General features: G+C 74.6%; 19 protein-coding genes. 13 read left to right on the forward strand and 6 right to left on the reverse strand.

Annotated features, from left to right (window positions below):
- Window positions 1-75: 75 nt before the first annotated feature.
- Window positions 76-1,137: a lytic polysaccharide monooxygenase auxiliary activity family 9 protein gene (locus ACR807_RS31580; protein WP_438925117.1), complete on the forward strand. Its 1,062-nt coding sequence runs from the start codon at window positions 76-78 to the stop codon at window positions 1,135-1,137.
- Window positions 1,138-1,419: 282 nt separating this feature from the next.
- Window positions 1,420-2,061 (forward strand): DNA alkylation repair protein, encoded by a 642-nt coding sequence (locus ACR807_RS31585; protein ID WP_438925135.1) that lies wholly within the window; start codon window positions 1,420-1,422, stop codon window positions 2,059-2,061.
- A gap of 30 nt (window positions 2,062-2,091) precedes the next feature.
- Here ACR807_RS31585 and ACR807_RS31590 read toward each other — a convergent pair whose 3' ends face one another.
- Genes ACR807_RS31590 through ACR807_RS31600 form a run of 3 tightly spaced genes read right to left on the reverse strand, consistent with a single transcriptional unit; the run spans window position 2,092 to window position 6,737 of the window.
- Window positions 2,092-3,876: an ABC transporter ATP-binding protein gene (locus tag ACR807_RS31590; protein ID WP_438925118.1), complete on the reverse strand. Its 1,785-nt coding sequence runs from the start codon at window positions 3,874-3,876 to the stop codon at window positions 2,092-2,094.
- Entirely contained in the window at window positions 3,873-5,822 is a 1,950-nt protein-coding gene (locus ACR807_RS31595) for an ABC transporter ATP-binding protein (RefSeq protein WP_438925119.1), read from the reverse strand. The genes ACR807_RS31590 and ACR807_RS31595 overlap by 4 nt, the downstream gene beginning before the upstream one ends.
- Window positions 5,823-6,737, reverse strand: coding sequence for a glycosyltransferase family 2 protein (locus tag ACR807_RS31600; protein WP_438925120.1), 915 nt, complete (start codon window positions 6,735-6,737; stop codon window positions 5,823-5,825).
- Between the two features lie 498 nt (window positions 6,738-7,235).
- On the opposite strand from ACR807_RS31600, the gene ACR807_RS31605 reads away from it, so the two are divergent.
- On the forward strand, window positions 7,236-8,441 hold the full coding sequence (locus ACR807_RS31605; protein WP_438925121.1) for a PP2C family protein-serine/threonine phosphatase: 1,206 nt from the start codon (window positions 7,236-7,238) through the stop codon (window positions 8,439-8,441).
- A gap of 118 nt (window positions 8,442-8,559) precedes the next feature.
- Here the strand turns inward: ACR807_RS31605 and ACR807_RS31610 are convergent, their stop codons facing one another.
- Complete coding sequence (locus ACR807_RS31610) at window positions 8,560-9,465, reverse strand: LysR family transcriptional regulator (RefSeq protein ID WP_438925122.1); 906 nt, start codon at window positions 9,463-9,465, stop codon at window positions 8,560-8,562.
- A 106-nt stretch (window positions 9,466-9,571) separates the two neighbouring features.
- On the opposite strand from ACR807_RS31610, the gene ACR807_RS31615 reads away from it, so the two are divergent.
- The 6 genes from ACR807_RS31615 (at window position 9,572) to ACR807_RS31640 (ending at window position 15,587) form a co-directional block, all read left to right on the forward strand.
- A complete protein-coding gene (locus ACR807_RS31615; RefSeq protein ID WP_438925123.1) occupies window positions 9,572-10,552 on the forward strand; it encodes a fumarylacetoacetate hydrolase family protein in 981 nt (326 codons plus the stop codon).
- Complete coding sequence (locus ACR807_RS31620; RefSeq protein ID WP_438925124.1) at window positions 10,549-11,502, forward strand: cyclase family protein; 954 nt, start codon at window positions 10,549-10,551, stop codon at window positions 11,500-11,502. The genes ACR807_RS31615 and ACR807_RS31620 overlap by 4 nt, the downstream gene beginning before the upstream one ends.
- A gap of 12 nt (window positions 11,503-11,514) precedes the next feature.
- Entirely contained in the window at window positions 11,515-12,633 is a 1,119-nt protein-coding gene (locus tag ACR807_RS31625; RefSeq protein WP_438925125.1) for an FAD-dependent oxidoreductase, read from the forward strand.
- A 65-nt stretch (window positions 12,634-12,698) separates the two neighbouring features.
- Window positions 12,699-13,715 carry an amidohydrolase family protein gene (locus ACR807_RS31630; protein ID WP_438925126.1) on the forward strand — a complete coding sequence of 339 codons (1,017 nt, stop codon included), beginning with the start codon at window positions 12,699-12,701 and terminating at the stop codon, window positions 13,713-13,715.
- Window positions 13,712-14,650: a VOC family protein gene (locus tag ACR807_RS31635; protein ID WP_438925127.1), complete on the forward strand. Its 939-nt coding sequence runs from the start codon at window positions 13,712-13,714 to the stop codon at window positions 14,648-14,650. Before ACR807_RS31630 ends, ACR807_RS31635 begins: the two co-directional genes overlap by 4 nt.
- Before the next feature lie 4 nt (window positions 14,651-14,654).
- A complete protein-coding gene (locus tag ACR807_RS31640) occupies window positions 14,655-15,587 on the forward strand; it encodes a fumarylacetoacetate hydrolase family protein (RefSeq protein WP_438925128.1) in 933 nt (310 codons plus the stop codon).
- A gap of 5 nt (window positions 15,588-15,592) precedes the next feature.
- Here ACR807_RS31640 and ACR807_RS31645 read toward each other — a convergent pair whose 3' ends face one another.
- Window positions 15,593-16,585 (reverse strand): LacI family DNA-binding transcriptional regulator, encoded by a 993-nt coding sequence (locus tag ACR807_RS31645; protein ID WP_438925129.1) that lies wholly within the window; start codon window positions 16,583-16,585, stop codon window positions 15,593-15,595.
- Between the two features lie 11 nt (window positions 16,586-16,596).
- On the reverse strand, window positions 16,597-19,257 hold the full coding sequence (locus tag ACR807_RS31650) for a family 78 glycoside hydrolase catalytic domain (RefSeq protein WP_438925130.1): 2,661 nt from the start codon (window positions 19,255-19,257) through the stop codon (window positions 16,597-16,599).
- 176 nt (window positions 19,258-19,433) lie between these two features.
- Here ACR807_RS31650 and ACR807_RS31655 point away from each other — a divergent pair, with 176 nt between their 5' ends.
- Genes ACR807_RS31655 through ACR807_RS31670 form a run of 4 tightly spaced genes read left to right on the forward strand, consistent with a single transcriptional unit; the run spans window position 19,434 to window position 24,945 of the window.
- Complete coding sequence (locus ACR807_RS31655; RefSeq protein ID WP_438925131.1) at window positions 19,434-20,327, forward strand: carbohydrate ABC transporter permease; 894 nt, start codon at window positions 19,434-19,436, stop codon at window positions 20,325-20,327.
- On the forward strand, window positions 20,324-21,142 hold the full coding sequence (locus tag ACR807_RS31660; protein WP_438925132.1) for a carbohydrate ABC transporter permease: 819 nt from the start codon (window positions 20,324-20,326) through the stop codon (window positions 21,140-21,142). Before ACR807_RS31655 ends, ACR807_RS31660 begins: the two co-directional genes overlap by 4 nt.
- 38 nt (window positions 21,143-21,180) lie before the next feature.
- Entirely contained in the window at window positions 21,181-22,431 is a 1,251-nt protein-coding gene (locus ACR807_RS31665; RefSeq protein WP_438925133.1) for an ABC transporter substrate-binding protein, read from the forward strand.
- 24 nt (window positions 22,432-22,455) lie between these two features.
- Window positions 22,456-24,945: a beta-glucosidase gene (locus tag ACR807_RS31670; RefSeq protein ID WP_438925134.1), complete on the forward strand. Its 2,490-nt coding sequence runs from the start codon at window positions 22,456-22,458 to the stop codon at window positions 24,943-24,945.
- Window positions 24,946-25,052: the final 107 nt, after the last annotated feature.

The following is a 25,052-nucleotide window of genomic DNA, read 5'->3' on the forward strand; positions in this document are numbered from 1 at the left end:
ATCAACGAAGATTTGGCGGTTCACATGCTGCACTCTTCCGGGAGCGCTCCCAGCGAGTTCCGGGGCTCCTTGACCGTGAGGGTCCCCTCCCGACCCGACTCCGCCTGGCGGGTGGCGGCGGCGGTCGGCGCCTGCCTGGCGCTGCTGACCACCCTGCTGGTCACCTTCGGCGCGGGCACCGCCTCCGCCCACGGCGCCGTCAGCGACCCGCCCGCGCGCCACTACGGCTGCTACCTGCGCTGGCCCAACGGCCCCACGCCGCAGACGGCCGCCGAGGACCCCCAGTGCTACCGGGCCTGGCAGGCCGACCCGTCGGCGATGTACAACTGGAACGGCCTGTTCCGCGAGAACGTGGCGGGCGACCACCAGGCCGCCCTCCCGGACGGGCAGCTGTGCAGCGGCGGCCTGACCTGGGGCGGTCGCTACGCCGCCTTCGACGAGCCCGGCGACTGGAAGGCGGTGGACCGCCCCTCGCGGTTCACCCTCAACCTCAACGACCAGTCCTCCCACGGCGCCGACTACATCCGCGTCTACGCCACCAAGCAGGGCTTCGACCCGAAGACGCAGAAGCCGCGCTGGAGCGACCTGGAACTCGTCGGCCAGACCGGGAAGATCCCCACGGGCAGCAGGACGCCCGTCGAGGTCGACGCCCCCGGCCGCACCGGCCACCACGTCCTGTTCACGGTCTGGCAGGCCAGTCACCTCGACCAGTCCTACTACTTCTGCAGCGACGTCAACTTCACCGGCGGCGGTCAACCCACCACCACCACGACGACCACCACGACCACTACTACGACCACCACGCCGACCAGCACGACGACGACGCCCACCGACGTCCCGGCCCGGACCTGCTCGGCCACCTTCCGCACCACCTCCCAGTGGTCCGGCGGCTACCAGGCCGAGGTGCGGGTGACCGCCGGGTCCACCGCCGTCACCGGCTGGACGGTGAACTGGTCCTTCGCCGCCGGCGAGCGGATCAACTCGATCTGGGGCGCCACCGCGACCACGAGCGGGACCTCGGTCAGCGCCCGCAACGCGGCCTACAACGGCTCGCTCGCCCCGGGCGCCTCCGGCACCTTCGGCTTCGTCGCCTCGGGCACCGCCGGCACCCCGGTCCTCACCTGCACCGCGTCCTGACCCGGCACCACGCCCCGTCCGCCCGCCCCACGGCGGCGGGCGGGCGGGGCGCCGCTCGGCGAGCGGTCGGACCCGGCGGCCGGACCTCCGCACCGCCGACGCGGGCACCTCGTCGCGGCCGGGGGACACGCCCGGCTCCCCGTGTGGTTTCCTCGTGGCCGGATGTCGACGAGGGTGGGGGTCGGGGTGGCCGAGGCGGCGGGGACGACGGCGGCGGGGACGACGGCGGCGGGAACGACGGCGGCCGGGACGACGGCGGCCGGGACGACGGTGACCGAGGTGATGGCCGAGCTGGCCGCCCTGGAGGACCCCCGGGCCCGCGAGGTGAACGAGAAGCACGGCGACGACCACGGGGTGAACCTCGGCAAGCTGCGCGCCCTCGCGAAGCGGCTCAAGACGCAGCAGGAACTCGCGCTCCGGCTGTGGGCGACGGGTGACGGCGCGGCGCGGCTGCTGGCGATCCTGGTCTGCCGCCCGAAGGCGTTCGACCGCGACCGGCTGGACGCGATGCTGCGCGAGGCCCGCACGCCCAAGGTGCACGACTGGCTCGTGAACTACGTGGTGAAGAAGAGCCCGCACGCCGAGGAGCTGCGCCTGGCCTGGTCCGCCGACCCGGACCCGGTGGTCGCGAGCGCCGGGTGGGCGCTGACCACCGAACGCGTGGCCAGGAAGCCCCAGGGCCTCGACCTGCCCGGGCTGCTCGACGTCATCGAGGCGGAGATGCGCGACGCCCCCGACCGCCTCCAGTGGGCGATGAACCACTGCCTGGCGCAGATCGGCATCGAGCACGCCGAGCACCGCGCCCGCGCCGTCGACATCGGCGAGCGCCTGGAGGTGCTCAAGGACTACCCGACGCCGCCGAACTGCACCTCGCCGTTCGCGCCGGTCTGGATCGCCGAGGTGGTGCGCCGGCAGACCGGCTGACACCCCGTCCGGGCCCGGGGGCGCGGGGTGTCAGCCGTACGCCTTCGCCTGGAGCGCGAACAGCTCCGCGTAGGGGCCCGCCGCGGCGGTGAGCGCGGCGTGGTCGCCGGTCTCCACCACCCGGCCGTCCTCCACCACGACGATCAGGTCGGCCGTGCGCACCGTGGAGAACCGGTGGGACACGAAGACGGTGATCCCGCCGGTCCGGGCGGCGACCCGCCTCGCGTGGTCGGCGTACCGCTCGAACAGGACGTGCTCCGCCTCGGGGTCCAGCGCCGACGTCGGCTCGTCGAGCACGAGGAGCAGCGGGGCGTCCCGCATCATGGCCCGGCCGAGCGCCAGCTTCTGCCACTGGCCACCGGACAGCTCGGCGCCGTCGGCGTAGCTCTTGCCGAGGTGGGTGCGCAGGCCGTCGGGCAGGTCGTCCAGCACGCCGGTGGCGTCGGCGCGCTCCAGCGCCGTGCGGACGGCCGGTTCCGACGACGCCCTGGGCAGGTCGCCGAGGCCCACCACCAGTTGGGCCGCGAACTCGTACCGGACGAAGTCCTGGAACCCGGCCGCGACCCGCGTGCGCCACTCGTCGACCGACATGCCGTGCAGGTCCGCCCCGTCGACCAGGACCCGTCCCGCCGACGGCCGGTAGAACCCGCACAGCAGCTTCACCAGCGTCGACTTGCCCGCCCCGTTCTCGCCGACGATCGCGACGGTGGCGCCGGCCGGCAGGTGGAGGTCCACCTCGCGCAGCACGGGCGCGTCGGTGCCCGGGTAGGTGAACGCCACCCCGGACAGCTCGATCCCGTCGCGCAGCCGGTGCGGCGGAGAGTGGCGCGGAGGAGCCGGGTCGGGCCCGGTCACCAGCGCGGTGACCTCGGTGAGGCGCCGGTACGCGCCCGCCATCCGCTGGAGGTCCTGGAGCAGCGCGACGGCGGTGGAGACCTGCTGGTTGACCTGGGCGGCGAGCACGACCACCAGCACCACGTCGCCGACACCGCGCCGCCCGGCCACCGCGTCGCGCACCACGAGCAGCACGCCCGCGACGTAGGCGAGCGCGAAGACGACCTGCCCGGCGGCCCGCACCCACGTGGCGGTCAGGTGCGCGCGCCACAGGCCGCGCGTCGCCTCGTCCCACAGCCGGTCGTGCCGGGCGCGCAGCTCGTCCTGGACCCGGGACACCCGCAGCTCCCCGGCCAGGCGGGCGGAGGTGGCCAGGTGGAACAGGTTGAGCGCGGTCCTGGTCGGCTCGGCGGTCGCCGTCCTGGCCCGGTCGAGCACCCGCTCGGCCGCGCGGCCGGCGAGCAGGGGCGGCACGGCGGCGACGGGGAGCAGCAGCAGCCACGGGTTCTGCACGGCCAGCAGGACGGCGGTGAGCGCCACCGCGAGGACCAGGCCGACGCCGTTGAGCAGCGCTTCGAGGCCGGTGCGGAACTGCCTGCCCTCCTGCCGCAGCACGGTCCACGTGTCGGCGTGCTCGGCCCGCTCGTGGTGCTCGATGCCGGCGGAGCCGTTGGACACCTCGATCACGCGCTCGTCGAAGTCCAGCTCGGCCAGCTCGGCCAGCTCGTAGTAGGCGAGGTGGGCGAAGTGCGCGAGGGCCAGCGCCATCACCGCCAGCACGGCGACGACCACGCCGGCGAGCACCGCCCGCCCCGTCGCGCCCGCGACGACCTCGCGGGTCATCCACCCGAGCGCCCCCGCCAGCAGCGGGGCGGCGACCGCGCCGGCCGTCATCAGGACCACCGCCAGCGCCGTCTTGCGGGGGTTCAACCGCCACGCCGTGGCGATCACGGTCCACGCGCCGGCCACCAGGACCCTCACCCGGCCACCCCGCCGACCCGGCCGACGAACCGGTCCGCCTGCAACCGGAACAGCTCCGCGTAGCGCCCGTCGCGGGCGAGCAGGTCCGCGTGGCCGCCCTGCTCGGTGACCCGGCCGCGTTCGAGGACGACGATGAGGTCGGCGTGCCGCACGGTCGAGAACCGGTGGGAGATCAGCAGGGTGGTCGCGCCGGCGGCGAGGTCGGCGAACTCCTCGAAGAAACCGGTCTCCGCGCGCACGTCCAGGCTCGCCGTAGGTTCGTCCAGGACGACGACCCGGGAACCGTGGCGCAGCGCGAACAACGCCCTCGCCAGCGCGACGCGCTGCCACTGGCCGCCGGACAGCTCCGTCCCGCCGGTGAGGTGCCGCGCCAGCGGCGTGTCCAGCCCGAGGGGGAGGCGGGCCACGGCCTCCCCGAGGCCGACCGAGTCGACGACCTCGCGGATCGCGGCCCGGTCGCCCAGGTGGCCGACCGCGCCGAGCGCGACGTTGTCCGCCACGGACGCCTCGTACCGCACGAAGTCCTGGAAGATCACGCCGAGCCGGGCGCGCCACTCGTCGACCGGGAACTCGCGGATGTCGACGCCGTCGAGCGTGATCCGGCCCGAGGTCGGCTCGTAGAGCCTGGCGAGCAGCTTGACCAGGGTGGTCTTGCCCGCGCCGTTCACGCCCACGACGGCCGTGCAGCGACCGACGGGGATGGTCAGGTCCAGCCCGTCGAAGATCATCCGCCGTTGGCCGGGGTAGTGGAAGCCCACCCGCTCGAACCGGATGGCGCCGACCGGCTCGGGCACCGACCGCCGCGCGGCCCGGACGCGTCCCCCGCCGGCCCGTTCCCCGTTGGCCGGGGCTCCGGCGGCCCGTTCCCCGTTGGCCCGTTGCCCGCCGGCCCGCTCCTCGTGGGCGTCGACGTGCCCGGTGAACCGCCGCACCGCGTCGTGCGCCCTCATGCCGATCGCGGTCGGCAGGTCCGCCTCCGGGTAGTGCTCGGCCAGCCGCAGCACGCCCAGGGTCGCCGTCGCGACGAGCACGAACCCGGTGAGCGTCATCTCGCGCGCCGTCGCGCCGAGCGCCGCGAACACCGCGCCGGCGACCGCGAGGCCCACGACCGAGAACCGCGCGAACGGCCACAGGTAGACGGCGCGGCGCTCGGCCCAGAGGGGGTCGAGGAAGCGGAGGTGGGTGTCCCGCAGGCGTTGCCGCAGCCAGCCGAGCAGGCCGAAGACCCGGATCTCCTTGCCGCCGGCGGCCCCGCCCGCGAGCTCGCGCAGGTAGTCGGTCTCGCGCTGGTCGGCGGCGAGCAGGGACCGGGTCCTCGCGTACCGGCGCAGCCCGCCGCGCTGGCCGTGGCGGAACAGCGCGACGGTGACCGCCAGCGCCGCCGCCGCGGCCCACGAGAACACCACGCCCACCGCGACCACGTAGCCGGTCAGCTCGGTGTACCGGGCGACCAGCGCGAGCAGGCCGGTGGCCGCCCGGCCGGGGCTCTGCACGCCGAACTCCACCTCCCGCGCGGCGGACCGGAGCGCGTCGAGCGCCTCCTGGTCCTCCAGCGGGCCGAGGCCGGGGCTGCGCAGCGACGCGGCCATCAGCTCGTCGAACACCCGGCCGTCGACCCGGCGCGTCACCAGCTCGCCCACGGCCCGCTCCGCGGGGGCGATCAGCTGCCGGGCGACGAACGCGCCGGCCGCGACGCCGAACACCGCGACCAGCGAGTCCCACGCGCCGGAGCCCAGGCCCGCGCCGACGGCCGCCGGGACCCGGCCGAGCAGCACCGCGGTCGCCGCGGTGAACAGGACCGGGAGGCACCCGAGCAGCAGTTCGAGCACGACCAGGACGGCGACCGGCCGGCCGCCGGCGCGGGGCAGGAGCCGGGCGATCTCCCGCCGGGCGGCGAACTGCTCCCGCGCGGTGCCGACCCAGGCGGGGGTCCCGGTGCCGGCCATCTACCCGACGACCCCGTCCCGCGTGTAGTCGGCGCAGCGGGGGAGCCCGCGCTCCTCGACGACGTCGTTGAACGCGGAGAAGCGGATCGCGGGCACCTCGACCAGCAGCCGGGTGATCGGCGTCCGGTACTTCTCCGCGATGTAGCGGTAGTTCTCCAGGGCGGCCCTGCTGTTGTCCTCGTGGTTCTTGTCGTGCGGGTAGTGGATGGACTCGGCCTCCCGGAGCACGCCGAACCGGGCGCCGTCGCGGTGCAGCCGGTAGGCGAGGTCGAGGTCCTCACCGCCCCACTGCCGGAGCGCCTCGTCGTACATGCCGATCGAGCGCACCTGCTCCGTCAGCGCCGACGCGTGGCAGGTCCAGTACATCAACCACGGGGCCGGGAGGTGGCCGAAGTCGTCGGAGTAGCGGGCGTAGAACGGTTCGCGCACGTCCGGCCACGACCCCGTCCGCGCCATCGACTCGATGGACGCGTCCACGTCGTCGACGTCGACGACCTTCCGGATGAGTTCCGCGTCCTCGTTGTCGAGGTTGAAGCAGTACACGTACCCGTTCAGCGCCAACGGTTCCCGGGCGGCGGCGTGGGCGGCGGCGTGCGCGGCCAGGCTCGTCGAGTGCAGCAGCACCCCGGAGTCGACGAAGACGCAGACCTCGCCGCTCGCGTGCCGGATGCCGGTGTTGCGCGCCGCGGCGACCCGGTACCCCTCGTCGGGCTGGTAGAAGTACCGCAGGTCCAACCGGTCCTCGAAAGCGCGCACCGCCGCCTCGGTGCCGTCGTCGGAGCCGTCGTCGACCACCAGCACCTCGAACCGGTCGCGGGAGAGGTCCTGCGCGGCGAGCGAGTCGAGCGTGAGTTCGAGCAACCGCCTCCGGTTGTAGGTCGGGACGATGACCGTGCAACGCAATGAGCTACCCACGAGAGGCTCTCCTCCAGAGGTCCCGCCAAGGCCGTTCGACGGCCGGTCCCGCACGACGTCGGGAACCCGGTGGGACCGTGGCGGAGGTCCACTCTCCCGGGTGATCCCGACCGAGCACCGCGCAAGTCTGCCGAGGTGCCGGAGCGCTGGTCAACACCACGAACGAAGTCATCGCGGCCAGGTCGGCGCGGGCGTCTCAACCGGTGCGCACGCCGGCCGGCGTCCGGCCGGACGGGGTACCGCCGGTGGGCGGATCACCCGGTCGGGCCACCCGATCGGGGCCCCGGGTCGCCGGGTCGCCCGCACGTCCCCGTCCGGTCGGGCGGCGCTCCCCGACGGGGCGCCGCGGCTCCGACTCGTGCGCACCGGGGAGCACGGCGGCCACGGCGCGCACCCCGTCGGGGTAGGCTGGTGTGCTCGACGTCGGCTGTGTGGCACCCGTGGGTAATCGGGCCTCTCACTCCGCGTGACAGGTCGGGGTTCGGACGGGGATGGCGGATGAGCGGTGCGCGACGTGCGCGGACCAGGCTGCGGGTACTGGAGGCGGTGACCGACAGCACGCTGCGGGAACTGGACCTGGACAAGCTCTTCGAGGTGCTGCTGCGGCAGGTCCGCGAACTGCTCGCGGTGGACACCGTCACCGTCCTGCTGGCCGACGCCGCCGGTGAGCAGCTGGTGGCCCGGGCGACGTCCGGCCTGGAGGAGGAGGTCTTCCAGGGCACCCGGGTGCCGGTGGGCTCCGGGTTCGCCGGTCGGGTGGCGCGGTTGCGCGAACCCGTGCAGATCGAGCGCGTCGACGAGTCGACGGTGATCAACCCCCTGCTGTGGGAGCGCGGCCTGGCGGTCCTGCTGGGCGTGCCGATGGTGGCCCAGGGCGAGCTGACCGGGGTGCTGCACGTCGGCAGCACCACGCCACGCCGGTTCACCGACGAGGAGGTCGAGCTGCTGCGGCTGGTGGCCGACCGGCTGGCGACGGCCGCGCACGTGCACCGGTCGCGGTCCGAGCGGGCCGCCGCCATGCTCCAGGACAGCCTCCTGCCGGGGCGCCTGCCCGTCACGGCGGGCTGGGAGGTGGCCGCCCGCTACGTCCCGGGCGCGGACAGCGGCGTCGGCGGCGACTGGTACGACGTGTTCGGCCTCCCCGGCGGGCGCATCGGCCTGGTCATCGGTGACGTGGTGGGCAACGGCCTGCCCGCCGCGATCGTCATGGGACGGCTGCGCAGCGCGTTGCGCGCCTACGCGCTGGAGTTCGACGACCCGGCGGAGGTGCTCGGCAAGCTCGACCGCAAGGCCAGCCACTTCGAGGCCCACACCATGGCCACGGTCGCCTACGCGGTGATCGACGTGGCGACCTCGCGCGCGGAGCTGGCCCTGGCCGGCCACCTGCCGCCCGTGCTCGCCGTGCCCGGCCGGGACCCCGCCTTCGTCGACGCCCCGCTCGGCCCGCCCATCGGCTACCACCTGGGCGTCGCGGGCCGCCGGGGCGCCGGCGTCGACCTGCCGCCCGGCGCGCTGGTCGCGCTGTACACCGACGGCCTCGTGGAGCGCCGCGACCAGGACCTCGACGACCGGTTGGAGCTGCTCCGGCAGGTCGTCTCCCCGGTGGCGCCGGAGACGGCGTGCGCCCGGATCATGGCCACCCTGATCGGCGACCGGCCCGCCACCGACGACATCGCGCTGGTGACGATCCGGCGCGGCCCCTGACCCCGGGCTGCCCCTGACCCCGGGCTGCCCCTGACCCCGGGCTGCCCCTGACCCCGGGCTGCCCTTGGCCCCGGGCGGCCCTGACGCCGGGCAGCCCTGCTCACGGGCGGCGCTCGCCTCAGGCGGCGTCGATCACCCTGCCGACCCGTTCGGCGGTCTCCCGCAGCCAGAGGTGCCCGGCGTCCTGCGCGTGCACCGGGTGCCACCACAGCGCCTCCTGGAGCGGCACGGCGGGGAAGGGGCACGGCAGCACGCGCACGCCGGGCGCGGGGAAGTGCTCGACCAGGCGCTGCTGCACCAGGGCCACCCGCCGGGTGCCGGCGACGAGCGGCGGCAGCAGGTGGAACGAGGGGACGGAGACGTCCACGCGGGGGCTGATGCCCAGCATGCTCAGCTGGCGGGTCACGGGCGCGTCGTAGGCGCGCTGGTAGACGGCCCAGGGCAGGCGGGCGAGGTCGTCGAGGGTCAGCTCGTCGCCGACCTCGGGGTTGTCGTCCGCGACCAGGCAGACCCACGTGTCGGTGAAGAGGCCGACGGAGGGGAAGTCGTCCAGGACGCCGTGGGGCATGAGGAGCCCGTCCACCGTGCTCAGCAGGGTCCCCACGTTGTCCAGCAGGGTCGGGGAGGTCTGGCGGAAGGTCAGGTGGACACCGGGTGCCTCCGCGTGCAGCACCCGGGCCAGGGCCACGCCGAACACGCTCGCGCCGTAGTCCGAGGTCAGGATGGTGAACTCGCGGCTCTCGGTGGTCGGGTCGAAGGTGGCCTGGCTGCTGAACACGCGCTCCAGCACCTCGCACGCGGCGGCGGCCCGGTCGCGCAGCACCGCGCCCAGCGGGGTCAGGTCGTAGTGGGAGCCGGTGCGCGACAGCAGCGGGTCGTCGAAGTGGCGGCGCAGGCGGGCCAGGGCGGCGCTCATCGCGGGCTGGGTCAGGCCGATCCGCTGCCCGGCCCTGGTGACGTTGCGCTCCTCCAGCAGCGCCCGCAGGGCCACCACGAGGTTGAGGTCGAGGTTCGACAGGTTCACCGCGCCTCCAGGCATCCACCGCGTGGATGCGGTGCATCACGAACATTCATTTCCGCGATCCTTTGACCCGCGTCACAGTAGTCCTCACGACACGGGAGGACACCTGATGGCAACACCCACGCAACCCGTCCGGTTCGCGCTCGGCACCTTCTCCGACGACGGGGCGCCGCCGTTCCCCGGCCTGGTCGTCGGGGAACGGGTGCTGGACCTGGAACGGGCGCTGCCGTGGCGACCCGCGTCCGCCCGCGCCCTGCTCGACCGGTGGGACGAGGCCCTGCCCGCGCTGCACGGCCTGGCCCGCGACGGCCACCGCGAGTGGCGACCGCTCGGCGGGCTGCGGGTGCACGCCCCGGTCGAACCGCGCCAGGTGGTCCAGTCCGGCGCGAACTACCGGCAGCACGTCATCGACCTCGTCGTCGCCCACCGCCCGGAGGGCTCGGCCGAGACCGAGGAGCAGGCGCGGGAGCGGGCCGCCGCGATCATGGACCGGCGGGCGCGCGAGGACCAGCCGTACGTGTTCACCGGGCTGCCCTCGGCGATCACCGGCCCGTACGACGACGTGGTGCTGCCGTCGTGGTGCGCGCAGCCGGACTGGGAGCTGGAACTGGCCGCGGTCATCGGCAGGCCCGCGCACCGGGTGTCCCCGGACCGGGCGCTGGAGCACGTCGCGGGCTACACCATCGCCAACGACCTCACCGCCCGCGACCACGTGTTCCGCACCGACATGCGCGAGATCGGCACCGACTGGTTCCGGTCGAAGAACGCGCCGGGCTTCACCCCGGTGGGCCCGTACCTGGTGCCCGCGGAGTTCGTGCCCGACCCGTCGGACCTGCGGCTGACGTTGAAGCTCAACGGCGAGACCATGCAGGACGAGTCCACCGAGGACATGATCTTCGACGTCGCGCGGGTCGTGTCCTACGCCTCGCAGACCGCCCGGCTGCTGCCCGGCGACCTCGTGCTGACCGGCTCGCCCGCGGGCAACGGCATCCACCACGGCCGGCTGCTGCGCGACGGCGACGTGATGGAGTCGACCATCACCGGCCTGGGCGTCCAGCGCACCCGGTGCGTCGCCGAGGGGGGCGCGTGAACCGCGACGACCCGGAGGGCGCGGTCGCGGAGGCCGCCAGGACCTGCTCCAACTGGGGCCGGTGGGGCGAGGACGACGTGCTCGGCACGCTCAACTTCCTCACCGAGGACAAGCGCCGCGAGGGCGCGGCCCTCGTCCGGCGGGGCGCGAGCTTCTCGCTGTCGCTGCGCTTCGACATGGACGGTCCGCAGAAGGGGTGGCGGCGGCGCACCAACCCGGTGCACACCATGCTCGACACCGGCACCGACGCGGCGGCGGGCCTCCAGGGCTTCCCGCACGGCATCGGCGGCGCGGACGACGTGATCTCCATGCCGCTGCAGTGCTCGACGCAGTGGGACGGCCTCGGGCACATCTTCGACCACGGCCGGGCGTGGAACGGGCGTGACGCGGCCACCACCGTCACCTCCGCCGGGGACCAGGTCACCGGCATCGAGCACATGGCCGCGCACGTCGCCGGCCGCGCCGTGCTGCTCGACGTCGGCCGGGTCGTCGGTGGTGGCGAACTGCCCGACGGCTTCGCCATCACCGAGCACCACCTCACCGAGACCGCCCGCGCCCACGGCGTGCGGGTCGGCCGGGGCGACATCGTGTGCGTGCGCACCGGGCGGCTGGCCCGCGCCAAGCGCGACGGGTGGGGCGACTACGCGGGCGGGCCCGCGCCCGGCCTGTCGTTCACCACCGCGTCGTGGCTGCACCGCACCGAGATCGCCGCGGTCGCCACCGACACGTGGGGCTTCGAGGTGCGGCCCAACGAGTTCGACCACGCCTTCCAACCGCTGCACCAGGTCGTCATCCCGCACATCGGGCTGCTGGTGGGCGAGATGTGGGACCTGGAGGCGCTGGCCGAGGACTGCGCCGCCGACGGCGTGCACGAGTTCTGGCTGACCGCCGCGCCGCTGCCCATCACCGGGGCCGTCGGCTCACCGGTCAACCCCGTCGCCGTCAAGTAGCGAGGAGTCGCCATGACCCGCACCGTGCTCGTCCTCGGCGGTGGCACCGCCGGCAACGCCCTGACCGTCCTGCTGCGCCGCGCCGGGCACGCGGTGGACCTCGTGGAGTCCGAAGAGGACTGGAACGCCACGGCCGGCTCCGGCATCACCGTCCAGGGCAACGCCCTGCGCGTCCTGCGCGAGGTCGGCGTGCTCGACGCCGTGCTGCGCGAGGGGTTCCCGTTCGACGAGCTCGGCCTCCTCGCCCCGGACGGCGCGGTGCTCGCCGTGCAGCGCGGCGGTCGCCTCGGCGGCGACGACCTGCCCGCCACCGTGGGGATGCGGCGGCCGGTGCTCCAGCGCATCCTGATCGACGCCGTGCGCGCCTCGGGCGCGTCGGTGCGGCTGGGCGTCACCGCCACCGCGCTCGACCCCGGCAGCGGGGACGTCGCCTTCTCCGACGGCACGACCGGGCGCTACGACCTGGTCGTCGGCGCGGACGGCCTCAACTCGGCCACGCGCCGGCTGATCGGCGTCGAGGAGGTGCCCGTGCCGACCGGCATGGCCATCTGGCGCGCCCCCGTGCCGCGCCCGACCGGCCTGGAGCACACGCGGATGATCTACGGCGGGTCGTGCTTCATCGCCGGCTGCTGCCCGACCGGGCCGGACACCGCCTACGCCTACCTCGTCGAGCGCAACCGCGACCGCGACGCCGTCGCCCCGGGCGCCCACGCCGAGGAGATGCGCCGGCTGGCCGAGGGCTACGGCGGACCGTGGCCGGAGATCCGGGCCGCGCTGACCGACCCGGCGGTGGTCAACTACACGTGGTTCGACCGGCTGCTCGTCGACGGGCCGTGGCACCGGGGACGGGTCGTGCTGGTCGGCGACGCCGCGCACGCCTGCCCGCCCACGCTGGCCCAGGGCGCGGCCATGTCGCTGGAGGACGCGCTCGTCCTGACCGAGCTGCTGTCCGCGCACGACACCTGGGACGACGCCGTGCTCACCGCCTACCGCGACCGCCGGTACCCGCGCGTGCGCACGGTCGTGGACGCCTCGGTGCAGCTCGGTCGGTGGCTGCTCGACGGGGTGCGCGACGCCGACGTGCCCGGCCTGATGGGCCGCACCGCGGGTGTCCTGGCGGCGAAGCCGTGACCGCGCCCGCAACGCCCACCGCGCCCGCAACGCCCGCAGCACCCGCAACGCCCGCAGCACCCGCCGTGACCGCGCCTGCGTCCGCGCCGACCGTGGACGTGCACGCGCACGTCCTGCTCCCCGAGGTGGACCTGCTCGTCGCCGACGCGCCCGGCCGCGCCGGGGCCCGCGAGCTGGACGCCCGCCGCAACGGGCCGGACGCGCTGGCGGTCAGCGGCGCGATGGTCCGCGACCGGCTGCGGCTGCTGACCGACGTGGTGCACCGGCTGGCCGCGATGGACATCGCCGGCGTGGACGTGCAGCTGGTCAGCCCGTCGCCCTCGCACTACCACTACTGGGCCGACCGCGAGGTCGCCCGCGCGGTGTACGAGACGGCCAACACCGCCACCGCGAAGCACTGCGCGCACGCCCCCGACCGGCTGCGCGGCCTGGGCCTGGTGCCGTTGCAACACCCCGACCTGGCCGTGCGGGCGCTCGACCACGCGCTGGGCGAGGGGCTGGCGGGCGTGCAGATCGGCAGCCACGCCCCGGGCCGCGAGCTGTCCGACCCGGCCTACGAGCCGTTCTGGGAGCTGGCCGCCGAGACCGGCGCGGTGGTGTTCCTGCACCCCTTCGGCTGCACGCTCGACGAGCGGTTGGACCGCTGGTACCTGTCCAACAGCGTCGGCCAGCCCGTCGAGAACGCGGTGGCGCTGTCGCACCTGGTGTTCTCCGGCGTGCTGGACCGCCACCCCGGCCTCAGGGTCGTCGCCGCGCACGGCGGCGGCTACCTGCCCACCCACCTGGGCCGCGCCGACCACGCCTGGCGGGTGCGCCCCGACGCGCACGGCTGCGCCCACCCGCCGAGCCACTACCTGCGGCGCCTGTGGTTCGACTCGCTGGTCCACGACGGGGGCGTGCTGCGCGAGCTGGTCCGCGTCGCCGGCGCGGACCGGGTGCTGCTCGGCTCCGACTTCCCGTTCGACATGGGCGCCGACGACCCGGTGGCCGCCCTGCGCGCCGCCGACCTGCCCGAACCCGACTTCCACGCCGTCCGAGGCGGCAACGCCGCCGCCCTGATCAACCTGGAGGAGACCCGGTGACCAGGCGATTGCTCACCCACCTGCGGCACGTCGACCTCGCCGTGCCCGACTACGACAAGCAGCGCGAGTTCTACGCCGGCGTGTGGGGCCTGACCGAGGTCGCGAACGACTCGGGCCTGAGCTTCCTGGCCGCCGAGGGCTCGCCCGAGCAGTACGTGGTGCGCCTGCGCAAGGCCGAGGAGAAGCGCCTCGACCTCATCGCGTTCGGCGCGGCCACCCCCGCCGACGTGGACGCGCTCGCCGAGCGGCTCATCGCCGCCGACGTGCGGCTCATCAGCACGCCCGACCGGCTCGGCACGCTCGGCGGCGGCTACGGCTTCCGGTTCTTCGACGTCGACGGCCGCACGGTCGAGGTCTCCGCCGACGTGGAGGTCCGCCGGCACCGCCGCGTCGAGGAGAAGGAGTCCATCCCGGTCCGGCTCTCGCACGTGGTGCTCAACTCGCCCGACCTCGGCGCCACCCGCGCCTGGTACGAGCGGCACCTGTCGTTCGCGCTGTCGGACACCCTCAGCTCCCCGCACGTGGGCGAGCTGATGCACTTCATGCGGATCAACCCGCAGCACCACAGCCTCGCCGTCGCCAAGGGCCCGCACACCTCGCTGCACCACATCTCCTTCGAGCTGCGCGGCGTGGACGAGTACATGCGCGGCACCGGGCGGCTGCTGCGCGCGGGCGTGCGCAAGATCTGGGGACCCGGCAGGCACCTGGCGGGCGACAACACGTTCTCCTACTTCTTCGACCCGCACGGCAACACCGTCGAGTACACCACCGAGCTGGAGCAGCTCGACGAGGACAGCTGGCACCCCCAGGTGTACGACCTGTCCCGCCCCGAGGTCAGCGACCAGTGGGGCACCGCCAACCCGATGAACGAGCTGGTCGCCAAGGAGTCGTTCAACGACCCCGACCGCGGCTGCTTCGTCGCCCCGCCGGTGTGACGGCATGAGGTTCGCGACCTACCGGCACGAGGGGCGCGAGCAGGTCGGCGTGCTCGACGACGCCGACCTGCTGCACCCGCTCGACGCGGCGTCCCTGGTCGACGTCCTGGGCGAGCTGCCCGCCGTCGGGGCCGCCGCCCTGGAGGGGCCGCCCGGACCGCACGTCTCGGCGGTGCGGCTGCTCGCGCCGCTCCGACCGCCCTCGGTGCGCGACTTCGTCGCGTTCGAGGAGCACGTGGAGGGTATGCGGGCGGGCGCGGGCGTGCCGGAGCGGTGGTACGCCGCGCCGACGTTCTACTTCACCAACCCGCACGCCGTCCTCGGCCCGCACGACGACGTGCCCGTCCCGCCGGGGTGCGCCCGGTTCGACTTCGAGCTGGAGGTCGCCGCCGTCGTCGGCCGCGAGGGCCGCGACCTCACCCCCGAGGCGGCGCGCGACCACATCGCCGGCTACACGATCCTCAACGACTGGTCCGCCCGCGACCTCCAGCACGCCGAGATGGCGGTGGGCCTGGGGCCGTGCAAGGGCAAGGACACCGCCACCACGCTCGGCCCGTGGCTGGTCACCCCCGACGAGCTGGAGCCGTTCCGCGACACCGACGGCCTGCTCCGGCTCGCGCTGACCGCCGAGGTCGACGGCGAGGTCGTCGGCTCCGACCTGCTGTCCAACATGAGCTGGACGTTCGAGGAGATGACCGCCTACGCCTCGCGCGGCACCCTCGTGCGGCCCGGCGACGTGCTGGGCTCCGGGACCTGCGGCAACGGCGGCTGCCTGGCCGAGCTGTGGGGCCGGGGGTCGGACCGGCCGCCGCTGCGGCCCGGCAACGTCGTCACCCTCACCGTCGAGGGCATCGGCGCGCTGGCCGGCACGGTCGTGGCGGGGACGGCGGCGACGCCCCTGCCGCCCGCCCGCCGCCGCCCGCGGACGAGGCCGTGACCGCGTTACGACGACGCGCGCTCCACCAGCTTCGGCTCGAACACCCGGCGCCGGTGCACGTGCTCGGGGCCCAGGTCGATCTCGTCGGCGAGCAGCCGCGCGGCGGCCTGGCCCAGCTCGTAGCCGTCCACGTGGACGGAGGTCAGCGGCACGGCGGCGGTCTCGGCGGCGTCTATGTCGTCGTAGCCGACCAGGGCGAGGTCGTCGGGGACGGTCAGGCCGCCGCGCAGGGCGACCTGCATGACGCCCAGGGCGAGCAGGTCGTTGGCGCAGAACACCGCGGTGGGGCGGTCGGTCCCGGCCAGCAGCCGCTCCGCGGCGCGGCGGCCCTGCTCGACGGTGAACGCGCGCACCTCGACGGTGCGCAGGTCGTCGGGGGACCGGCCGGCCCGCTCCAGCGCGCGCAGGGAGCCCGCCCGGCGGTCGACGGACTGCCGCATGGTCATCGGCCCGGTGACGAAGGCGACGTCCCGGTGGCCCCGCCCGAGCAGGTGGGTGACGGCCTGCTCGGCGCCCGCCACGTCGTCGACGGCGACGCAGCACACGTCGGGCAGGTCGGCGACGTTGTCCAGCAGCACCACGCGCAGCCCGCGCTCGCGCAGCCCGGCGACCCAGGCCGGGGTGGGGTCCACCGGGTTGATCAGCACGCCCTGCATCCGCTGCTCGGTGATCAGGTCGAGGTAGCGGCGCTCCTTGTCCGGGGAGACGTCGCTGTTGCACAGCATGACGGCGTTGTCGAACTCCAGCATGGTGTCCTCGCAGCCGCGCGCCACGTCCGTGAGGAACGGGTTGCGCACGTCGAACACGACCAGCCCCACGGCCTTGGTGCGCCCGCTGACCATGGTGCGGGCGGCGGCGTTGGGCAGGTAGCCCAGCTGCTCGATGACCGCCAGGACCCGGGCGCGGGTGACCGGGGCGACCCGGTCGGGGCGGTTGAGGACGTTGGAGACGGTGGCCGTGGAGACCCCGGCGGTCGCGGCCACCTGCTTGATGCCCACCGTCGACACCGTCAGACCTCCACCGCGGTTGTGCGAACCGGGATCGTACCCGGGCCGGGGTCCTCGTGAGCGGGCCGGCACGGCGCGGTGACGCGGTGCGCGCCGGGCCCGACGTGCAGCGGCTCCCGGCCGTCGAGGTCGAGGACGGCCGTGGTGTTCGCCGGGACGACGACCTCCACGGTCAGCTCCGCCCCCTCCCGCCGCCACGACACCCGCGCCCGGCCGTACGGGGTGTCGTGCTCGGCGGAGGCGGCGGTCAGGCCCCCGCCGGGACGGGGCGCGACGCGGATGCGGCGGTAGCCGGGCGCGGCGGGGGACAGGCCCGCGACGGTGCGGTGCAGCCAGTCGGCCACCGAGCCCAGGGCGTAGTGGTTGAACGAGGTCATCTCGCCGGGGTTGACCGTGCCGTCGGGCAGCATCGAGTCCCAGCGCTCCCAGACCGTCGTCGCGCCCAGGCCGACCGCGTACAGCCAGGAGGGGCACTCGCGCTGGAGCAGCAGCAGGTAGGCGTCGTCGAGGTGACCGGAGCCGGCCAGCGCGTCGAGGACCACCGGGGTGCCCGCGAAGCCGGTGCCGACGCGGTGGCCGTCGGCGCGGACCAGCTCGGCCAACCGCCGGCCCACCCGGTCGCGCCGGTCGTCGGGCACGAGGTCGAAGCGCAGCGCGAGCGCGAGGCCGGTGGGCGTGCCGGGCGCGTCGGGCCGCAGGTAGGCGCGGGCGAACCCGGCCCGCACCCGGTCGTGCAGCGCCCGGTAGCGGGTCTCGTCGGCGGTCTCGCCCAGCACGCGCGCGGTGTCGGCGAGGGTCCGCGCGGACAGCGCCGCGTACGCCGTGGCCACCAGGTGCGGGTCGGTGCGCGCGGCCCACGGGTCCTCCGGCGGCGCGGCCGGGTCCAGCCAGTCGCCCAGCTGGCGGCCCCGGCGCCACACGCCGTCCTCGTCCAGCAGCGACGCCACCAGGTCCACCCAGGCGCGGGCGGCCGGGTACGCGGCGCGCAGCACGCCGCGGTCGCCGAACCGCTCGTGCAGCACCCACGGGGTGAGCACGGCGGCGTCGCCCCACACCGCGCCCGGCCAGGCCGGGTACCACTCGCCCTCGGGCAGGGTGGGGATCGCGGGGACGAAGAACGGCACCGTGCCGTCCGGGAGCTGGTCGGCGGCCAGGTCGGCCAGCCACGAGGTGAGCAGGCCGGCGCAGTCGTGCAGGAACGCGGCGGTGGGCGCGAAGACCTGGATGTCACCGGTCCAGCCCAGGCGCTCGTCGCGCTGCGGGCAGTCGGTGGGGATGTCGAGGAAGTTGCCCCTCATGCTCCACACCACGTTCTCGTGCAGCCGCTCCAGCGCCGGGTCGGAGCAGGCGAACCAGCCGGTGCGGCGCATGTCGGTGTGGCACACCACCGCCGTCACGTCCGCCGGGACCAGGTCACCGGGCCAGCCGGAGACCTCCGCGTAGCGGAAGCCGTGGAAGGTGAACCGCGGTTCCCACTCCTCCGCGCCGTCGCCGCGCGGCGCGTACCGGTCGACCGACACCGCGCCGCGCAGCGGGCGCACGCACAGCTCGCCGTCCTCCAGCACCTCGGCGTGCCGCAGGGTGATCTCCCGCCCGGCCCCGCCGGTGACCCGGACGCGCAGCCGCCCCACCAGGTTCTGCCCGAAGTCCAGCAGGAACCGGCCGTCGCCCTTGGGCGTGACGGACACCGGGGCCAGCAGCCGCGTGCGCCGCACCGGCGGCCCGGTCGGGGCCACCAGCGTGGCCGGGTCGCGCTCGACCGCCTCCACCGGTCCCCACGCCGAGTCGTCGAACCCCGGCGCGTCCCAGCCCACCGGTTCCAGGCGGGCGTCGAAGTGCTCGCCCTCGTACAGGCCGGCGGACACCAGCCCGCCCGTGCCCGCGCGCCACGAGCCGTCGGTGCCCACGACCTGCCGCGTGCCGTCGGCGTACGTGATCTCCAGCTGCGCCAGCGCGCCGACGCGGTCGCCGTAGACGGCGCGCGTGCCGCCGTTGAAGCCCAGCCTGCCCCGGTACCAGCCGTCCGCCAGCGCCACGCCGACCGCGTTGCGGCCGGGGCGCAGCAGCCCGGTGATGTCGTGGGTGCGGTAGCGCAACCGTTCGCGGTAGCTGGTCCACCCCGGCGCCAGCACGTCGTCGCCCACCGGCGCGCCGTTGAGGCGCAGCTCGTGCACGCCGTGCGCGGTGGTGTAGGCGCGGGCGTGCGCCACCGGTCCGCCCACGGTGAACTCCGCGCGCAGCAGCGGCGGCCGGTCGGCTTCGACGGCGGGGGAGACCACGCGCGCGGTCCAGTCCCCCGGGCGCAGCAGGCCCGCCTCCACCGCCGAGGGCGCGCTCCACGGCGTCACCCGCCCGTCGCGGCCCCGGGCGCGCACCCGCACCACCCGCCGGTCCCGCGACCCCAGCGGTTCGGCCGGCCACGGCACCAGGCGCGACTCGCCCGACTCGACCCGGTGGCGGCTGACCGCTCCTCCCGCGCCGGTGCCGGGCGCCCCGACCCGGGACACCTCCACCTCGTAGGCGGCCTGCGCCCACCCGCCGGCCGGGTCGTCCACCGTCCACGACAGGCGCGGTGCCGGTTCGCCGATGCCCAGGGCCTCGCGGTGGTGCTCCGCGGTCGGCGCGGTCACCCGCGCGGGGGCGTCGTGGTTCTGCTGGTGCACGTGGCGTCTCCCGGGACGTCGAACCGGATGTTCCGCTGCTATGTGTAACGCTTCAAGTCATCGTTTGGGAAGCACCCCTTGACCGACGTGCGCGGTGTCACCTACGGTTCGGCCACTCCTGTAAAACGTTTCAATCCCCACCCCCGGTGTCCCGGGGCGAGAACGGAACTCCCGTCATGGCAACAGCGCTCAGACCGCGCCGGCGCTCCCGGTCGGCCCCCTGGTGGTTCCTCGCGCCCGGCCTGGCGTTCTTCGCCTTCGCCGTGCTGGTGCCCAGCGCGCAGGGCGCCGGGTACGCCTTCACCGACTGGGACGGCATCAGCCCGGCGCCGGAGTTCGTCGGCCTCGACAACTTCCGCGCCCTGCTGGAGGACGGGACGGCGCGCTCGGCGCTGCTCACCACGCTCCTCGCGGCGTCGGCCATCACGGTGGTGCAGAACGCGATCGGCCTGCTGCTGGCGCTGGGCGTCAACGCGCGCATCAAGAGCCGCACCGTGCTGCGGGTGTTCTTCTTCGCCCCGGCCGTGATCACCCCGGTGGTCACCGCGTACCTGTGGAAGTACCTGTACGCGCCGGAAGGGGCGATCAACGCCCTGCTCGGCGCCGTCGGGCTGGGCTCCTGGCAGCAGGACTGGCTGGGCGACACCGACCTGGCGCTGTGGTCGGTGGTCGCCGTGGTGATCTGGCAGTTCGCCGGCTACTCCATGGTGATCTTCCTGGCCGGGCTGCAGTCCATCCCGCAGGAGGTCAACGAGGCGGCGTCGCTGGACGGCGCCGGCGCGGTCAGCCGGTTCTGGCACGTCACCAGGCCCATGCTCGCGCCCGCCACGACCATCAACCTCATGCTGTCGGTCATCGGCGGCCTGAAGCTGTTCGACCAGGTGTGGGTGATGACCCAGGGCGGGCCGGGCGGCGCGACCGACACCCTGTCCACGGTCATCTACCGGCAGGCGTTCCAGTTCAACGACTTCGCCTACAGCATCGCCATCGCGCTCGTGCTCACCGTCCTGGTCGCGGTGATCAGCGCGGTGCAGTACCGGGGCCTGAGCAGGCAGGGGGGCGCGGCGTGAACCGCTACACCTGGCGCACCGCGGGGTTGGAGGCCGTCATGGTCGCCACCGCGCTGGTGTTCGCCTTCCCCGTCTACGTGCTGCTGTCGCTCTCGCTGCGCCGGCCCGGCGACCAGTCCTCGCCGATCGCGCTGTCGTCGCCCACCCTGGCCAACTACGGCGACGCCTGGCGGCAGGCGGACCTGGGCACCGCCCTGCTGACCAGCACCCTGATCACGGTGTGCAGCGTGGTCCTCGTGGTGCTGCTCTCGGCGATGGCGGCCCACCCCCTCGCCCGCAGCACGCGGGCGTGGTCCAGGGCGGCGTTCCTGCTGTTCATGCTCGGCCTGCTGCTGCCGTTCCAGCTCGCCCTGATCCCGCTGTACCAGACCATGCGCGACCTCGGCCTGCTCGGCGAACCGCTCGCCCTGGTCGTGTTCTACACCGGCCTCCAGGTGCCGTTCTCGGTCTTCCTCTACACCGGTTTCCTGCGCGCCCTGGACCCCGCCTACGAGGAGGCCGCGCTGATCGACGGCGCGGGCCCGCTGCGGGCGTTCTTCTCCGTCGTGCTGCCGCTGATGCGACCCGTCACCGGCACCGTCGTCATCCTCAACGCCATCTTCGTGTGGAACGACTTCCTCACCCCGCTGCTGTACCTCAGCGGCACCGAGCGGCAGACCGTGCCGGTCGCCCTGTTCGGGTTCGTCGGCCAGTACGTGTCCCGGTGGCCGTTGGTCTTCGCCGGGCTCGTCATCGGCACCGCGCCGGTGCTGCTCGTCTACTTCGCCATGCAGAAGCGCGTCATCCAGGGGTTCGCCGGCGGCCTGAAGGGCTGACCCGCACCCCCACACCACACCACACCCGGAGCACAACGATGTCCTCTTCCCGACGCGCCCTCGCGGTCGCCGTCACCGCCCTGCTGCTGTCCGCCTGCGGCTCCGGCTCGTCCGGCTCCGGCGGCAACGCCCTCAAGGTCGCCGCCAACGCCACCGACCGCGCCTCGGTCGACGCCGTCGTGGAGGCGTTCGAGCGGGAGAACCCCGGCACCGAGGTCACCGTGACCTACGCCGACACCGACCAGTTGCAGAGCACCCTGCGCACCCAGCTGTCCTCGGGCACCGGCCCGGACGTGTTCACCGTCTGGCCCGGCAACGGCAACCCCGGCGCGCTCCGGGTCCTCCAGCCCGCCGGCTACCTCGCCGACCTCAGCGACCGGCCGTTCGCCGCGTCCGTGCCCGCGGCGTCCAAGCCGGTCACCCAGGTCGACGGCAGGACCTACGTCGTGCCCGCCAACTACAGCGGCATCGGCGTCGTCTACACCCAGGAGGCCATGACCGCCATCGGCGGTCGGGAGCCGACGACCTGGGACGAGCTGCTCGCGCTGTGCGGCAAGGCCCGCGACAACGGCAAGGTGCTGCTGGCGCTGGGCATCCAGACGCCGTGGGTCACCCAGCTCGTCACCTACGCCCTCGTCGCCACCACCGCCTACGCCGACAACCCCGAGTTCGGGCAGGACATGGCGGCGGGCGAGGAGAAGTTCGCCGGCTCCGGCTGGAAGACCGCGCTGGAGAAGTACCTGGAGATGGACGAGCGCGGCTGCTTCAGCGACAAGCCGCTGGGCACCAGCTACGAGACCTCGATCAAGGACGTCGCCCAGGGCAGGGCGGTCGGCGTGGTGCAGGTCGCGAGCAGCCTGTCGTCGGTGCGCGCGGAAGCCGGCGACGCCGACATCCGCATGTTCCCGCTGCCCGCCGGCGACGACCCCGCCAAGACCCGCATGCCCGGCGCCGTCTCCGCCGCCTACGGCGTCAACGCGAAGAGCGCCAAGGCCGACCTGGCGAAGGAGTTCGTCGACTTCCTCGGCTCGGAGAAGGGGCAGAACCTCTACAACGAGAAGGGCGGCACCCTGCCGGCGATCCCCAACGCCTCGTTCAAGGCCGACCCCGCGCTGACCCTGCTCGACCAGCACCTGCGCAACGGCACGACCGTGGCGTTCATGGACCAGTACTGGCCCACGCCCAAGGTCCAGCAGGAGCACTTCACCCAGGTCCAGAAGCTGTTCTCCGGCGACGTCTCCGTCGACGACGTCCTCGCCGCCCTGGACGAGGTCTACGCCGCCAAGTAGGTCACCCTCCCCTGAAAGGTTGACATGGACCGTCGAAGCTTCATCTCAGCCACCGCCCTGACCGCCCTCGCCACCGCCGTCACGTCCACCCCCGGCACGTCCACCGCCGCCACCGGCACGTCCACCACCGCGCCCGCCGGGCACGGTCACCGCGCCGCCGCGGCCGACCCCCGGGTCGAGCAGCTGTTGGCCCGCATGGGCCAGGCCCAGAAGATCGCCCTGGTCCGCTGCGACTTCGCCGCCCTGGCCGGGCTCGGCATCCCGGCGCTGAGCATGGCCGACGCCTCCGCCGGCCTGCGCGGCGAGACCGGCGTCACCGCGTTCCCCGTCCCGCTGGCCCAGGCCGCCACCTTCGACCCCGCCCTCGTCGGCCGGATGGCCTCGGCCGTCGCCGCCGAGGGCCGGGGCAAGGGCTTCAACAACCTGCTCGCGCCCACCGCCGACATCACCCGCAGCCGGCACTTCGGCCGCCAGTCCGAGGGCTTCGGCGAGGACCCGACCCTGGCCGGCGCGCTGGCCGCCGCCGCGACGACCGCCCTGCACCGGGGCGGGGTGCTCGCCACCCTCAAGCACTTCGCCGCCTACACCCAGGAGCTCGACCGGTTCGCCGTGGACGTCAAGGTCTCCGAACGCGCCCTGCACGAGGTCTACTACGCCCCGTTCCGGGCCGCGGTCGAAGCCGTCCCGCTCACCTCGGTCATGATCGCCTACCCGAAGGTCAACGGCACCTACGCCACCCAGGACCCGGTGCTGTTCGACGACCTCAAGCGCCTCATCGGCTTGCAGGGCTACACCGTGCCGGACTTCTGGGCAGGCGACGACCAGGTCGCCGCCGCCAGGGCCGGCATGGACCTCGCCGGGCTCGGCCCCGGCGGCGTCCGGGTCACCGCCGACGAGCTGGCCCGCGGCGTCCCCGCGGCGCGCATCGACGACGCCGCGCGCCGCATCCTGTCCGCCATGGTCGCCGCCGGCCTGTTCGACACCCCGCTACCGGCTCCCGCGCCGGTCGTCACCACGCCCGCCCACCAGGCGCTGGCCCACGACCTCGCCGTGCACTCCACGGTGCTGCTGGCCAACCGGGGGGTGCTGCCGCTGGCGCGGGCGGTGAGGTCCCTGGCCGTCATCGGCGTCGCCGACACCGGCGTCATCACCGGCGTGTCCGGCTCCACCTACGTCGACCCCGGCACGTGGACCACCCCGCTCCAGGCCATCCGCGCCCGCGCCGGGAGCGCCGTCACCGTCACCACCTCGCCCGGCACCCTGGGTGACGTGCCGCTGCCCGTCGTGCCCGCCGCCGCCCTCCCGGGCGGCCTGACCGGCACCTTCTACGCCGGGGCCACCCCCACCGGCACGCCGGTCGCCACGCTGACCGCACCGACCCTCGACTTCGACCAAGCGCCCGTCACCGGCCTGCCGGCGGTGTGGTCCGCCCGGTGGACCGGCACCCTGACCCCCACCACCACCGGCCTGCACCGCTTCTCCCTGCTCACCTCCGGCACCGCCGAGCTGGTGATCGACGGCAGGACGGTCGTCTCCGGCACCCGGCACATGCGCCGCTTCTTCCTCGGCCCGTTCGACTACCCCCTCCAGGGCACCGCCCAGCTCACCGCCGGACGCCGGGTCGACGTCACCGTCGAGTACACCAACGCCACCGCCGAACCCGGCCAGAGCGCCCTCGCGCTCGGCTGGCAGCCGACCTCGCTCATCCCCGCCGCCGTCACCGCGGCCCGGGGCGCGGACGCGGCCGTCGTCGTGGTCAACCGCGTCGCCGGCGAGGACATGGACCACGACACCCTGTCCCTGCCCGGCGACCAGGACGCGCTGATCGCCGCCGTGGCCGCGGCCAACCCCGACACGGTGGTGGTGCTCAACACCGACGGCCCGGTCGCGATGCCGTGGCTGGGCTCGGTGCGCGCCGTCGTGCAGACCTGGTACGGCGGGCGCGGCACGGGCACCGCCCTGGCCGCCGTGCTCTTCGGCGACGCCGACCCCGCCGGCCGCCTGCCGGTCACCTTCCCCGCGTCCGAGGCGCAGGGACCGGCGACCACCCCGGCCACCTACCCCGGCGTGGACAAGGTGGTGCGCTTCGACGAGGGCGTCCACGTCGGCTACCGCCACTACGACAAGGCGGGACAGGAACCGCTGTTCCCGTTCGGCCACGGCCTGTCCTACACCACGTTCACCCTGGGCGACCTGACGGCGTCCTACGGCGGCGGCACGCTGACCACCGGCGTGACCCTGACCAACACCGGCACCCGCGCCGGCTGGCAGACCGTCCAGCTCTACGCGGCCCTGCCCCCCTCCGCCAAGGCCGAGGTGCGCCGGCTCGTCGGCTTCCGCAAGGTCCACCTCACGCCGGGCCAGCGGACGCGGGTCGCCATCGCGGTACCCGAGCGGGCGCTGTCGGTGTGGAACCCCGCCACCGACGCCTGGGTCCTGACGCCGGGGCTCTACACCCTGTCGGCGGGCACCTCGTCCCGGGACCTGCCCGTCCGCCGGACGATCACGCTGTAGCGCGGCGGCGCGCCCCGCTCCACCGCTCCGCCGGTCCGCCGGTGGCGGTCAGCGGGGGCAGCGCGCCGGTCGCCCGCCGTGCCCGTGCAGCGCCGGTGCCGGGACCG

The organism is Saccharothrix sabaoui, assembly GCF_051756985.1.
GTDB lineage: Bacteria > Actinomycetota > Actinomycetes > Mycobacteriales > Pseudonocardiaceae > Actinosynnema.